The sequence below is a fragment of the Methylorubrum podarium genome, assembly GCF_022179745.1.
GTDB lineage: Bacteria > Pseudomonadota > Alphaproteobacteria > Rhizobiales > Beijerinckiaceae > Methylobacterium > Methylobacterium podarium.
Genome location: NZ_BPRD01000456.1, coordinates 1 through 12,363, shown reverse-complemented (window position 1 = coordinate 12,363; position 12,363 = coordinate 1). Strand labels below are relative to the sequence as shown.

Sequence of the window (12,363 nt, the reverse complement as noted above, 5' to 3'; positions counted from 1 at the left end):
TGCGGACGGCCGAGCCGCCGCCGCCCTCGCGCCGAGCCTTCCGGGGGGCAGGTCGGCCGCGGCCGATGCGGGCGCCGTGTTCGTGCCGGAGATCAACACCGCCCGGATCACCCGCGGCGACAGCCTGTGGCAGATCAGCCGGCGCACCTATGGCCGCGGCAACCGGTACACGGTGATCTACGACGCCAACCAGGATCAGATCCGCGACCCGAACCGGATCTATCCGGGCCAGATGTTCGTGCTGCCGAAGGACGCGCCGTCGGCCCGCGGCGTCCCCGACCGCCGGACCTGAGGAGTCGCCGGGCGGCTCCGGCAACGGGGAGGGTGCGCGATCGCGCGCGAGCGCCTATATCCGCCTCGCGACGGCCGCCTCGCGCCGAAGATTTTTTCCGAACCTCACGATGGCAAAAGCACCCGCGCCGGCGGGGGAGGGCGCGTCCGCGCCCCTCGATCGTCCCGGCCTCCTGACGACCTATCGCCGGCTCTGGCCCTATCTCTGGCCACACGGCCGCGCCGACCTCCAGCGCCGGGTGTTCCTCGCCTTCGGGCTGCTCTTCGTCGCCAAGGCCGCGACGATGGTGATGCCCTTCACCTTCAAATGGGCCACCGACGCGCTGGTCGCCGCGATCGGCGCCAAGGACGGGGCGGGGGAGGCCGCCTCCGCGGTGCCGGCCGGCCTCGTCTCGGCGCCCTTCCTCCTGATCGCCCTCTACGGCCTGTCGCGCATCGCCATGGCCGGGCTGACGCAGGTGCGCGACGGGCTGTTCGCCAAGGTCGCGATGCACGCCGTGCGGCGCCTCGCGCTCCAGACCTTCGAGCACATGCACCGGCTGTCCCTGCGCTTCCATCTCGAGCGCAAGACCGGCGGCCTCACCCGCGTGCTGGAGCGCGGCCGCTCCGGCATCGAGGAATTGTCGCGCCTGATGGTGCTGACGCTGGTGCCGACCATCGTCGAGCTGGCCCTGGTGCTGGGCATCCTCGCCTACGAGTTCGACTGGCTCTACTCGGCGGTCGTGGCGACGATGATCGCGGCCTATCTCGGCTTCACCTGGAAGGCGACCGAGTGGCGCATCGGCATCCGCCGCCGGATGAACAACTCGGACACCGAGGCCAACACCAAGGCGGTCGACTCGCTCCTGAACTTCGAGACGGTGAAGTATTTCGGCGCCGAGAACCGCGAGACCGCCCGCTACGACGCCTCGATGGAGCGCTACGAGAAGGCCTCCACCCAGACCTACGTCTCGTTGGCGGTGCTCAACGCCGGCCAGGCGGTGATCTTCACCCTCGGCATGACGGCGGTGATGCTGTTGGCCGCCCGCGACATCCTCTCCGGCCACACCACGATCGGCGGCTTCGTGCTCGTCAACACGATGCTGGTGCAGCTCTCGATACCGCTGAACTTCATGGGGATGATCTACCGCGAGATCAAACAGGCGCTCATCGACATCGACGACATGTTCCTGATCCTCCACCGCAATCCCGAGATCGCCGACCGGCCCGGCGCGGCTCCGCTCAAGGTCGAGGCCGGCACGGTTCGCTTCGAGGACGTGCGCTTCGCCTACATCCCGGAGCGGCCGATCCTGCGCGGGATCTCGTTCGAGGTGCCGGCGGGCCGCACCGTCGCCATCGTCGGCCCCTCGGGGGCGGGCAAGTCGACGCTCTCGCGCCTCCTGTTCCGCTTCTACGAGCCGAATGCCGGCCGCATCACCATCGACGGGCAGGACATCGGAAGCGTGCGCCAGGATTCCCTGCGCGCGGCGATCGGCATGGTTCCGCAGGACACGGTGCTGTTCAACGACACCATCGGCTACAACATCCGCTACGGCCGCTGGGACGCGAGCGAGGCCGAGGTGCGCGAGGCCGCGCGTCTCGCGCAGATCGACCGCTTCATCGAGAGCCTGCCGGAGGGCTACGATACGCCGGTGGGCGAGCGCGGCCTGAAGCTGTCGGGCGGCGAGAAGCAGCGCGTGGCGATCGCCCGCACCATCCTGAAGGGTCCGCCGATCCTCGTCCTCGACGAGGCGACCTCGGCCCTCGATTCCTTCACCGAGCGGGAGATCCAGGCCGCCCTCGACCGGGTCAGCCAGGGCCGCACCACCCTCGTGATCGCCCATCGCCTCTCGACGGTGATCAATGCCGACGAGATCCTGGTGCTCGACCACGGCCGCGTCGTCGAGCGCGGCGACCATACGAGCCTGCTCGCCCGCGGCGGCGTCTACGCCGCCCTGTGGAACCGCCAGCGCGAGGCGGACGCCGCCCGCGAGGCGCTGAAGCGCGCCGAGGACGAGGGCGCGCTGCCCGAGGCCGCCCGGCCGGAGCCGGTTCACTAACCCGCGGTTGACGGAACCGCGCCCCCCTGCCATCCGGCGGGGAAGATTCGCCCCGCCGGAGTCCAACGGGAGCCCATGACCGACCTCATCGAGACGATCCGCCGGACGCTCGTGCCGATCCACAAGGAGGGCTACCCCTTCATCCTGCTCGGCATCGTGCTCACCGTGGTGCTCGGCTACTTCTCGCAGTTCTTCGGCTGGGTCTTCCTGATCCTCACGCTCTGGGTCTGCTACTTCTTCCGCGATCCCGAGCGGGTGGTGCCGGTGGGCGACGGCCTCGTGGTCTCCCCCGCCGACGGGCGCGTGAACCTGATCTCGACCGTCCTGCCGCCGCCCGAGCTCGACCTCTCGCACGAGCCGATGCTGCGGATCTCGGTCTTCATGAACGTGTTCGACTGCCACGTGAACCGCGTGCCGGTCTCCGGCAAGATCGGCCAGATCCACTACACGCCGGGCCTGTTCCTCAACGCCGAGCTCGACAAGGCGAGCGAGGACAACGAGCGCAACGGCCTCGTCATGGAGACGACCCATCGCGGCCAGCCCGTGCGCATCGGCGTGGTTCAGATCGCCGGGCTCGTGGCGCGGCGCATCGTCGGCTTCGTCTCGGCCGGCGACGCCAAGCAGGTCGGCGAGCGCTTCGGCCTCATCCGCTTCGGCTCGAGGGTCGATGTCTACCTGCCGGTCGGCACCCGCGTGATGGTCGGGCTCGGCCAGAAGGCGGTGGCTGGCGAGACGGTGCTGGCCGATCTCGGCGGCGGCCCCGAGCGGGCCTTCCGGCGCATCTGACCTCATTGCGGAAGGGCGACATGCCGAGAAGCGACGAGTCGAGAGACGACATGGACGACCTGTTTCCGCCCTTCGCGCCGGACGCGAACGATCGGCCGCGCCGGTTCCGGCCGGTTCCGTTCCGCCTGATCGCGCCGAACATGATCACCCTGCTCGCGCTCTGCCTCGGGCTGACCGCGATCCGGCTCGCCTTCGAGGGACGGTTCGAGCCGGCGGTGATCGCGGTGATCGTCGCGGCGGGCCTCGACGGGATCGACGGGCGCGTGGCGCGCCTCCTGAAGGGGACCTCGCGCTTCGGCGCCGAGCTCGATTCGCTGGCCGACTTCGTGAATTTCGGCTGCGCCCCGGCGCTGATCCTCTACAGCTTCACCCTGCACAACCTGAAATCCGTCGGCTGGATCGTCGCGCTGGTCTTCGCCATCGCCATGTGCCTGCGGCTCGCGCGCTTCAACGCGATGCTCGACGATCCCAACCGCCCCGAATGGAAGAAGGACTACTTCGTGGGCATGCCGGCGCCGGCCGGCGCCATCACCGGGATGCTGCCGCTCTATCTCCACTTCCTCGGCTTCGACTTCGCCGCCTGGGGCCGGCCGGTGATCCTGGTCTACGTGCTGGTCATCGCGCTCCTCGTCGTCTCCACCGTGCCGACGTTCTCGGGCAAGACCTGGGGCAAGCGCGTGCCGCGCGACCTCGTGGTGCCGATCTTCCTCGTCGTCGTGGTCGGCTTCGGCCTCGTCATCAGCTTCCCGTTCGAGGCGATGGCGGCGGTGAGCGTGGCCTATCTCGCGGGCCTCCCCTTCGGTGCCGCGCAGTACCGCAAGCGGCTGAAGCAGGAGACGGCGGCCGAGCGGCTCGCCGCGCCCGGCGACAGCCCGGCCGCTCCGAAGGCTTAGAACAGGTTCGCGATCGGCGTCTCGGCCGATCCGAGGATCGGGCCGGCGGGTTGCGGCGGACCTGACGCCGCATTTCGCGCGCGCCTGGAGGATCAGGAGGCCGACGTGACAGGGACAACGGATTTCGCGCGTCTCGTCGGGATCGCCGTCCCGATCATCCAGGCCCCGATGGTCGGGCCGATGGCGCCGCTCGCGGCCGCCGTGAGCTCCGCGGGCGGCCTCGGATCGCTCGCCTGCGCCGCACTCACGCCGGATCAGATTCGCGCCGAGGTGGCCGCGATCCGGGCCGCGACGGACGCCCCGTTCAACCTGAACTTCTTCTGCCACGAACCGCCCTCGCCGGATGCCGAGCGCGAGGCCGCGTGGCGGGAGCAGCTTGCTCCCTATTACCGCGAGTTCGGTCTCGACCCGGCCGCCCCGGTGACCATGGCCAATCGCGCGCCCTTCGACGGCGCCATGGCCGAGGTGGTGTCGGACCTGCGCCCGCGCGTCGTCAGCTTCCATTTCGGCCTGCCGGCGGAGCCGCTGCTGCGGCGGGTACGGGAGGCCGGTTGCCTGATCCTGTCGTCGGCCACCACCGTGCGCGAGGCGCGCTGGCTTGCCGAGCGCGGCGTCGACGCCGTGATCGCGCAGGGGGCGGAAGCGGGCGGTCACCGCGGCATGTTCCTCACCGACGCGGCGGCCTCGCAGGTCGGCACCATCGCCCTGGTGCCGCAGATCGCCGACGCCGTCGACGTGCCGGTGATCGCGGCCGGCGGGATCGCCGATCCGCGCGGCGTCGCGGCGGCCTTCGCCCTCGGCGCCGACGCCGTGCAGGTCGGGACCGCCTATCTGCGCTGCCCCGAGGCCGGCATCTCCGCGCCCTACCGCGCCGCCCTGAGCACGGCGCGGGACGAGGACACGGCGTTGACCAACGTGCTCACCGGCCGCCCGGCCCGCGGCCTGCTCACCCGGGCCGTGCGGGAACTGGGTCCCCTCAGCGCGGCGGCGCCGGCCTTTCCCGGCGCGGCGGTGGCGCTCCAGCCCCTGCGCACCGCTGCCGAGGCGGCGGCCTCGGGCGACTTCTCGCCGCTCTGGTCGGGGCAGGCCGTCGGGCTCTCGCGGGAGCGGCCGGCGGCCGAACTGACCCGCCTGCTGGCGAGCGGCGTGCCGCGCGCCTGACAACGAAAAAGGGCCGCCCCGAGGGGCGGCCCTTTTTCGTTTCCGGAGAAGCTCCGAAACGAAATCAGCGCGAGTAGAACTCGATGACGAGGTTCGGCTCCATCTGCACCGGGTAGGGCACCTCGGTGAGGCCCGGGATCCGGGTGACGCGGGCGGTCATCTTCTGATGATCGACCTCGATGTAGTCCGGCACGTCGCGCTCGGCGAGCTGCGAGGCCACGACCACGATCTCGAGCTGGCGGGAGGCTTCCTTCACCTCGATCACGTCGCCGGCCTTGACCTGGTAGCTCGGGATGTTGACCCGGCGGCCGTTGACCTTGATGTGCCCGTGGTTGACGAACTGGCGCGCGGCGAACGGGGTCGCGACGAACTTGGAGCGGTACACCACGGCGTCGAGGCGGCGCTCGAGCAGGCCGATCAGGTTCTCGCCGGAGTCGCCGCGCAGGCGGATCGCCTCGGCGTAGTAGCGGCGGAACTGCTTCTCGGTGATGTTGCCGTAGTAGCCCTTGAGCTTCTGCTTGGCGCGCAGCTGCGTGCCGAAGTCGCTCATCTTGCCCTTGCGGCGCTGGCCGTGCTGGCCGGGGCCGTACTCGCGGCGGTTGACGGGGCTCTTCGGGCGGCCCCAGATGTTCTGGCCCATGCGGCGATCGAGCTTGTGCTTCGCCTGGACGCGTTTTGACATCGCTGTTCCTCTGGAACAAATTTTTGAGGAACGCGCCCTCCTCTCCCTCTTCGCCGGAGCGGCGAGGGCGACAGGGCGGCTGTTACCGCCCGCGGGTGCGCATGAAATGGAACGGGGCCCCGATCAGGAGCCCCGTCCACGGGCGGGGTGCTAGACGAGAACACCCGTGCCGTCAATGCCGGGACCGGGTCGGCGGCTCGGCCGCACCCGATCCTCACCTTTCGTTAACCCTCGTATCGCCTGAATCGCGCGAGACAATTTCAGAGCACTGACGGAGCGCCGACCCATGCCGACGCCAACCACCCGCGCCAGCCTCCTCGGCCTCGCGCTGACCGGCAGCCTTCTCGCCGGCCCGGCCCGCGCGGATTTCCAATCCTGCCTCTCCGGCATCCAGGCGCAGGCGGCGGGGGCCGGCGTCTCGGCGCAGACCTTCCGGGCGGCGACGGCGAACATCGCCTACGACGACAAGGTGATCGAGCTCTCCCAGGCGCAGCCCGAGTTCAAGACGCCGATCTGGGACTACATGGCGGCGCTGGTAGACGAGGAGCGGGTTGAGGACGGCCGCGCCGCCATGCGCCAGCACGCCCAGGCGCTCGCCAACGCCGAGGCGCGCTACGGCGTCGATCGCTACACCATCGCCGCCGTGTGGGGCGTCGAGTCGAATTTCGGCAAGAACCTCGGCAAGATGCCGCTGGTGCAGTCGCTGGCGACGCTCGCCTGTTCCGGTCACCGCCGCCGCGAGTTCTTCCGCACCGAGCTGATCGCGACGCTGAAGATCATCGAGCGCGGCGACATCGAGGCCTCGCGGCTCACCGGATCCTGGGCCGGCGCCTTTGGCCAGACCCAGTTCATGCCCACCACCTATCAGCGTCTCGCCGTCGACGGCGACGGCGACGGGCGGCGCGACGTGGTCGATTCGGTGGCCGACGCGGTCGCCTCCACCGCCAACTTCCTGCGCGTCGCCAAATGGTCGAACGGGCATCCCTGGGGCTACGAGGTGCGGCTGCCGCGCGGCTTCAACGTCGCGGCGGCGGGCCGCAAGAACAAGCACGCCGTCGGCCACTGGGCCTCGCTCGGCGTCACCCGCGTCGACGGCAAGCCGCTGTCGGGGGAGGGGCCCGCCGGCATCCTGGCGCCCGCCGGCGTCAACGGCCCGGCCTTCCTCGTGACCAGGAACTTCGACGCGATCTACTCCTACAACGCGGCCGAATCCTACGGGCTCGCCATCGCCGTGTTGTCCGATCGCCTGCGCGGCCGTCCCGGCGTCCAGGCCGATTGGCCGACCGACGACCCGCCGCTCTCGCGCGCCGAGCGCCGCGACCTCCAGACCCGCCTGATCGCCCGCGGCTACGATGTCGGCGAGCCGGACGGCAAGGTCGGCTCCAAGACCCGCGAGGCGATCAAGGACGTCGAGCGCCAGCTCGGCATGCCGGCGACGGGCCGGCCGGGCGGCAAGGTGCTGGAGGCGCTGCGGCGGGGGTGATCGGCACGCGGCGTGTGCCAGAGCCTTCCCCTCGCTACAGAAGGGAAGGGGATGGGCCGCCGCAACCCTCACCGCAGGCTTGTTTCAATCCGCGAAGAACCGCTCGCGCATCGTTGCCAGGAAAGCTTCGGCTTGTGTGAGCGCCCACTCGGCCTCGTCTCTGGAGGGGGTCCCGGCCATGTAGTCGGCGCGGACGCGGATATCCTGAAGGCGGTTGAAGGCGCGACCGAGCGCGGCATCGACATCGCCAGGTTGCACCAGTGCTCGACCGAAGGCCGCGATCACTCCGGCATGCGTCTTTATGGTCGTGCCCTCTCGGTGATAACCCTTCGCCATCAGCGAGGCTCTCGCCGCGTCGAACATGGCATAATACGCCCGGTTGCAAGCACCCTCCGTATCGCCGGCTTCCAAAAGGATACGAGCCGCCTTCAAAGCCCGCTCGGCCTTGCCGATGAAGGCGAGGGCGGAAGCGTCCGTCACAGGCGCACGCCATCCCGCCGGATGCTCGCAATCAGAGTCGGGTTGGGAAACCGCTCGGGCTCCCGCCACTCACTCTCCCATAGTGGCACCGCCTGAACGAGCAGGCCGGTCTCCATCAGGATATCGAAGGCGATCTCGGCCATCTCACCCGAGACGCGGCTGCGCTCGGCGCTATCGCCCTCCAGCACGATGGCCAGATCGGCGTCGCTGTCAGCCTGATGCGTTCCTCGGGCGCGGCTTCCGAAAAGGAAGGCCTCGCGAACGGGATAATGCCCATCGATACGATTGAGGAAGGCGCGCACGCCGCGCTCCGTCACATCATCCGGAAAGGATGATCGATGCGCCTCCATGCTCGGCTCGAAATCGGACATGGTCTGACGTGCGCTCTATACCGACCTCACAGACTGGTCCGTCTCATATGTGCATGAGAGCGGGCAACAAAAAACCCGCCCCGAGCGGCTCGAGGCGGGCGGATCGACGAAGGCGGCTCCGCGGAGCCGCCCCTCGAAGACAAATCACTCGGCGGCGGCGGGCGCCTTCTCGGCCTTGGCCGAGCGGTCGGAGCGCTCGACGATGCGGGCCGACTTACCGCGGCGGTCGCGCAGGTAGTAGAGCTTGGCACGGCGGACCTTGCCGCGGCGGGCCACCTTGATCGAATCGATCATCGGGGAGTGCACGGGGAAGACGCGCTCCACGCCCTCGCCGTAGGAGATCTTGCGGACGGTGAAGCTCTCGTTGAGGCCGCCGCCGTTGCGGGCGATGCAGACGCCCTCGTAGGCCTGGACGCGGGTGCGCTCGCCTTCCTTCACGCGGACGTTGACGATGACCGTGTCGCCCGGCTCGAAATCCGGAATGGTCTTGGCGAGGCGGGCGATCTCTTCCCGCTCGAGCTGCTCGATGATGTTCATTGGAAACGCTCCGGCCGTTAGCGCCCGTCCGGTCACGGCCGGGCGTCAGGATTTCGGCATCCTGTTGTGAGTTGGCCGGGCCTGTACCCGATGCGCGCGGCTTTGTCGATGGGTTCGACGGCCGGTGCCCGCCTCCGCGGGCTTAGGTTTCCCCTCCGCCCGACGCTTTCCGGAACTCGCGCCCCGAAAAGCGCGCCGTGAAGCTGCCAAGACAGCTTCGAGCGATGTCCCTTCGGGCCGCGCCTCAGTAGCGGGACGGAACGATCATCTCCCGCGGAATCGGCGCGCGGAGGTAGTCGGCATGCCGCACGCGGTCCGGCAGCACGACCGGCGGGTGCTCGACGGTGTCGTAGGGGATCTGCTCCAGCAGGTGGCTGATGCAGTTGAGGCGGGCGCGCCGCTTGTTGTCCGCCTCGACCACCCACCACGGCGCCTCGGGGATGTGGGTGCGCGCCAGCATGTCCTCCTTGGCGCGGGTGTAGTCCTCCCAGCGGCGGCGCGATTCGACGTCCATCGGCGAGAGCTTCCACTGCTTGAGCGGATCGGCGATCCGCATTTGGAAGCGCAGGGCCTGCTCCGCATCGGTGATCGAGAACCAGTACTTCAGCAGGACGATGCCCGAGCGCACCAGCATGCGCTCGAACTCCGGCACCGAGCGGAAGAATTCCTCCACCTCGGCCTCGGTGCAGAAGCCCATCACGCGCTCGACACCGGCGCGGTTGTACCAGGAGCGGTCGAACAGCAGGATCTCGCCGGCCGCCGGCAGGTGGGCGACGTAGCGCTGGAAATACCACTGGCTGCGCTCGCGCTCGCTCGGCGCCGGCAGCGCCGCCACGCGGCAGATGCGGGGATTGAGGCGCTGGGTGATCCGCTTGATCACGCCGCCCTTGCCGGCCGAGTCGCGGCCCTCGAAGATCACGACGACCCGCAGGCCCTCGTTCTTCACCCAATCCTGCAGGCGGACCAGTTCGTGCTGGAGCCGGAGCAGTTCGCGGAAATAGACGCGGCGCGGCGGCGCATCCCCGTCGTCATGGTCCTCGTCGAAACTGAGCTCCAGCTCCTCGTCGTAGCTGTCGGCCAGTTCGCGGCGGATCGCTTCGAAATCGCTGGCTTGCGGGCGGTTGTCGTCGCGCATGGGGGCTCGGTCCGGTCATCGGGTCGTACCCGCCGCTTAGAGCACCCTCATGTGACAGAGCGGCGAAAGCGCCGCACCGCGAGACCGTTCCGGACCGCGCGGCGACCGGACGGCCGGACCGTCCGGAAGAGCCGCGCTTCGGCCGGCTCCGGATAACGCTCTCAGTTCCGCACGGAACCGGTGGTCGTCACCGCGGCGTGCGGCTTCGCGGCAGCCGAAGCGGCCGCGGGCTTCGTCTTGGACGCCTCGGTCTTGGTCGCCTCGGCGGCCTTCTCGTCCTTGCCCGGCTTCTGGCCCAGCACCTTGCTGAAGGCGCTCGGGTCGCCGTCGGCGTCGGCCACGGCGATCCGGTGCGGCTTGCCCCCGGGCTTACCCGAGGCCGGCTTCTCGCCCGCCTTGCCGTCCGCCGCCTTGGCCGGTTCCTGCGCGGCCAGGACCGTGGTCGGCTTCTCGCGCTCCTTGCGGGCGGCGGCGGCCTTGGTCGGGCCGGGCGCGTCGGCGGGGGCTGCCGCGACGAGGACGGGCTTGCCCTTAACATCGACCTCGAACTCGTTCGGCCCTAGCGCGAGGCTCTCCGGCCGGCTGACCTCGCCGAGGTGATAGCGGCCGTATTCCTTGGCGGTGTAGGCGAGCTCCTTGTCCTTGTCCTTGTCGAACTCGGTCAGGCTCGCGAAGGTGGTCTGCGGCGCCTGCGGCCGGAAGACCGGGTTCTGGCCGCCGTCGTCGTAGACGACGCGGGTCGCGGGGGTGCCCTTGGCGATCAGTTCGGCGACCTCGTGGCTGTCGCGGTCGCGCTTCTCGGCCACCAGCGGGTCGACCCGGGGCGTGCAGTTGCCCGCCGCCACGTCGGCCCCGCCGAACACGTACTTGGTGCCGCAGGCCGCGACCCGCGGCTCCTCCTTGAGGGTCTCGAAATAGTCCGAGCCCTCCTTGAGGTTCTTCCAGAACGGCGCGTTGGGATCGTTGCGGAACTTGGCGATGTTCGACGCCGTCATCCGGAACGGGTAGGACTGGAACTGGAAGGCGCGCTGGCCGCCGTTGAAGGCCTCGCGGGCGATGGCGTAGATCTCGGCCATCGAGGCGTCGGTCATGGCGAAGCAGCCCGACGACGAGCAGGTGCCGTGCACCATGATGTAGTTGCCGGTGCCGCCCTTGGCCCGGTCGATGGCGTTCGGGTAGCCGACGTCGAAGGACAGGTAGTAGCTCGAATTCGGGTTCATCTGACCCGGCGTGATCGCGTAGAAACCCTCCGGCGCCTGCCGGTCGCCCTGCTTGAGCTTGGGGCCGAGCTGGCCCGACCAGCGGCAGATCGGGAAGGTCTTCAGCAGCGCGTACTGGCCGTTCGAGCCGCGCTTCCACACCTCCATCTCCGCTTCCTTCTTGAAGGCGCGGATCAGGATCGGGTCGGATTGGCTCATGCCCTTGGTCTGCATGAGCGCGACCGTCTGGGGCGGAATCGGAGTCAGGCTGCGGGTCGAGGCGCCGCCGAGCATGGCGCTGTCCTGACAGGCGCCGAGGGTCATCGCCAGGGCGACGGCAGCAGCCGCCACGAACGGACGCACAGCCATGGGGAACCCGTCCTCACGTGTCCTTGCCCGCAGGGCACCTCTCGGCCCTTTTGCGGACGTCACTCCCCGAACCCAATAGCCTCGCTAAGCTTACCCGGAGCTTACCGCAATGCGTCTATCCACTTTGTGGATAGGCGTTGCAGGACGGTCACGGTTCCAGGGAAACGCGCCCCGCCTCCCGCACTCGCTCCTTCACGAAGGCGTCATCGGCCGGGTCGGCGAAGCGGAGGCCGACCGAGGAGGAGCGGATCTCGACCCGGAGCCAATCGAGATGCGGCTCCTGCGCGAGCAGGTCGGCGGCATGGCGCTCCCCCTGCTGCAATTGGAGCACCGTGAGGTGGTTGTCGGCGCCCCGCGCCTGCGCCCGCGCCGCCAGCGCGTCGCGGATCGCTTCCACCGTCCCGGCGTCGGTGGGAAGAGCGGTCATCAGGTAGAAGCGGTTGCGCGCGCCGGGTCGGTCGAGCGCCGCGCGCAGCCGCCGCACGCCCTCCTGCAGGAAGCGGTAATCCGCGTCGCTGGTCGCCGGATCGTGGTGGTTGAACACGAAGGGGATCGCGTGCCGGTCGCGGTAGAGGCGATGGCGGCAGCGGGTCTCGTCGGGCGCCCGGCGCTCGGGGAGCGGCGTGCTCTCGTAGTGGCGCCGGTCGAGGAGGTCCGAGAAATCGTCGGCGAGGCAGTCGCGGACCATGCCCGGTGAGGAGAAGATCCAGTCGAAGGGACCCGACCACGCGCGCAGGCCCAGCGCCTTCAGGATCTGCGCGGTGTGGCAGTGGCTGCCGAGCGAGATGTGGTTGACGGGGCCGGGCTCGCGGGTGTCGCGGCGGCCGAGGCGGCGCAGGCCGTCGAGCAGGCCCGCGCCGAGCCCACGCTTCACAGCTTGCGGCCGATATCGAGGAATTTCTGGGCGCGCCGGTCGCGGATCTCGTCGCGGCCGAGG

Annotated in this window: 13 protein-coding genes; 6 read left to right on the top strand and 7 right to left on the bottom strand. The window is 69.7% G+C overall.

Annotated elements, in window-relative coordinates:
- From MFF42_RS20630 to MFF42_RS20610, 5 genes are all read left to right on the top strand, one after another.
- On the top strand, nt 1-292 hold a 292-nt coding region (locus MFF42_RS20630), incomplete at its 5' end, for a LysM peptidoglycan-binding domain-containing protein (protein ID WP_238257420.1).
- A gap of 109 nt (nt 293-401) precedes the next feature.
- On the top strand, nt 402-2,330 hold the full coding sequence (locus MFF42_RS20625; protein WP_238257419.1) for an ABCB family ABC transporter ATP-binding protein/permease: 1,929 nt from the start codon (nt 402-404) through the stop codon (nt 2,328-2,330).
- A 75-nt stretch (nt 2,331-2,405) separates the two neighbouring features.
- Nucleotides 2,406-3,116 (top strand): phosphatidylserine decarboxylase, encoded by a 711-nt coding sequence (locus tag MFF42_RS20620; RefSeq protein WP_238257418.1) that lies wholly within the window; start codon nt 2,406-2,408, stop codon nt 3,114-3,116.
- A gap of 50 nt (nt 3,117-3,166) precedes the next feature.
- The gene (locus MFF42_RS20615) at nt 3,167-4,009 is read left to right on the top strand and encodes a CDP-alcohol phosphatidyltransferase family protein (RefSeq protein WP_238257421.1); all 843 of its coding nucleotides are present in this window, start codon (nt 3,167-3,169) and stop codon (nt 4,007-4,009) included.
- 105 nt (nt 4,010-4,114) lie between these two features.
- On the top strand, nt 4,115-5,170 hold the full coding sequence (locus tag MFF42_RS20610; protein WP_238257417.1) for an NAD(P)H-dependent flavin oxidoreductase: 1,056 nt from the start codon (nt 4,115-4,117) through the stop codon (nt 5,168-5,170).
- Between the two features lie 64 nt (nt 5,171-5,234).
- On the opposite strand, the gene rpsD is transcribed toward MFF42_RS20610, so the two are convergent.
- Nucleotides 5,235-5,852 (bottom strand): 30S ribosomal protein S4, encoded by a 618-nt coding sequence (gene rpsD, locus MFF42_RS20605; RefSeq protein WP_238257416.1) that lies wholly within the window; start codon nt 5,850-5,852, stop codon nt 5,235-5,237.
- Between the two features lie 286 nt (nt 5,853-6,138).
- On the opposite strand from rpsD, the gene MFF42_RS20600 reads away from it, so the two are divergent.
- Nucleotides 6,139-7,335, top strand: coding sequence for a lytic murein transglycosylase (locus MFF42_RS20600; RefSeq protein WP_238257415.1), 1,197 nt, complete (start codon nt 6,139-6,141; stop codon nt 7,333-7,335).
- 84 nt (nt 7,336-7,419) lie between these two features.
- Here the strand turns inward: MFF42_RS20600 and MFF42_RS20595 are convergent, their stop codons facing one another.
- The 6 genes from MFF42_RS20595 to MFF42_RS20570 all read right to left on the bottom strand — a co-directional run bounded on the left by MFF42_RS20595 (nt 7,420) and on the right by MFF42_RS20570 (nt 12,300).
- Nucleotides 7,420-7,815, bottom strand: coding sequence for a HEPN domain-containing protein (locus MFF42_RS20595; RefSeq protein ID WP_238257414.1), 396 nt, complete (start codon nt 7,813-7,815; stop codon nt 7,420-7,422).
- Nucleotides 7,812-8,186 carry a nucleotidyltransferase domain-containing protein gene (locus tag MFF42_RS20590; protein ID WP_238257413.1) on the bottom strand — a complete coding sequence of 125 codons (375 nt, stop codon included), beginning with the start codon at nt 8,184-8,186 and terminating at the stop codon, nt 7,812-7,814. Before MFF42_RS20590 ends, MFF42_RS20595 begins: the two co-directional genes overlap by 4 nt.
- A gap of 144 nt (nt 8,187-8,330) precedes the next feature.
- A complete protein-coding gene (rplS, locus tag MFF42_RS20585) occupies nt 8,331-8,723 on the bottom strand; it encodes a 50S ribosomal protein L19 (protein ID WP_238257412.1) in 393 nt (130 codons plus the stop codon).
- Between the two features lie 244 nt (nt 8,724-8,967).
- Nucleotides 8,968-9,858 carry a polyphosphate kinase 2 gene (gene ppk2 / locus MFF42_RS20580; RefSeq protein ID WP_238257411.1) on the bottom strand — a complete coding sequence of 297 codons (891 nt, stop codon included), beginning with the start codon at nt 9,856-9,858 and terminating at the stop codon, nt 8,968-8,970.
- A gap of 161 nt (nt 9,859-10,019) precedes the next feature.
- Nucleotides 10,020-11,426 (bottom strand): L,D-transpeptidase family protein, encoded by a 1,407-nt coding sequence (locus tag MFF42_RS20575; RefSeq protein ID WP_238257410.1) that lies wholly within the window; start codon nt 11,424-11,426, stop codon nt 10,020-10,022.
- A 148-nt stretch (nt 11,427-11,574) separates the two neighbouring features.
- Entirely contained in the window at nt 11,575-12,300 is a 726-nt protein-coding gene (locus MFF42_RS20570) for a DUF1796 family putative cysteine peptidase (RefSeq protein WP_238257409.1), read from the bottom strand.
- Nucleotides 12,301-12,363: the final 63 nt, after the last annotated feature.

Excerpts from the sequence above, each read along its gene's own strand:
- MFF42_RS20625 (WP_238257419.1), top strand. The coding sequence starts at position 402 with ATGGCAAAAGCACCCGCGCCGGCGGGGGAGGGCGCGTCCGCGCCCCTC.
- MFF42_RS20620 (WP_238257418.1), top strand. The coding sequence starts at position 2,406 with ATGACCGACCTCATCGAGACGATCCGCCGGACGCTCGTGCCGATCCAC.
- MFF42_RS20615 (WP_238257421.1), top strand. The coding sequence starts at position 3,167 with ATGGACGACCTGTTTCCGCCCTTCGCGCCGGACGCGAACGATCGGCCG.
- rpsD (WP_238257416.1), bottom strand. The coding sequence starts at position 5,852 with ATGTCAAAACGCGTCCAGGCGAAGCACAAGCTCGATCGCCGCATGGGC.
- MFF42_RS20600 (WP_238257415.1), top strand. The coding sequence starts at position 6,139 with ATGCCGACGCCAACCACCCGCGCCAGCCTCCTCGGCCTCGCGCTGACC.
- MFF42_RS20590 (WP_238257413.1), bottom strand. The coding sequence starts at position 8,186 with ATGTCCGATTTCGAGCCGAGCATGGAGGCGCATCGATCATCCTTTCCG.
- rplS (WP_238257412.1), bottom strand. The coding sequence starts at position 8,723 with ATGAACATCATCGAGCAGCTCGAGCGGGAAGAGATCGCCCGCCTCGCC.
- ppk2 (WP_238257411.1), bottom strand. The coding sequence starts at position 9,858 with ATGCGCGACGACAACCGCCCGCAAGCCAGCGATTTCGAAGCGATCCGC.
- MFF42_RS20575 (WP_238257410.1), bottom strand. The coding sequence starts at position 11,426 with ATGGCTGTGCGTCCGTTCGTGGCGGCTGCTGCCGTCGCCCTGGCGATG.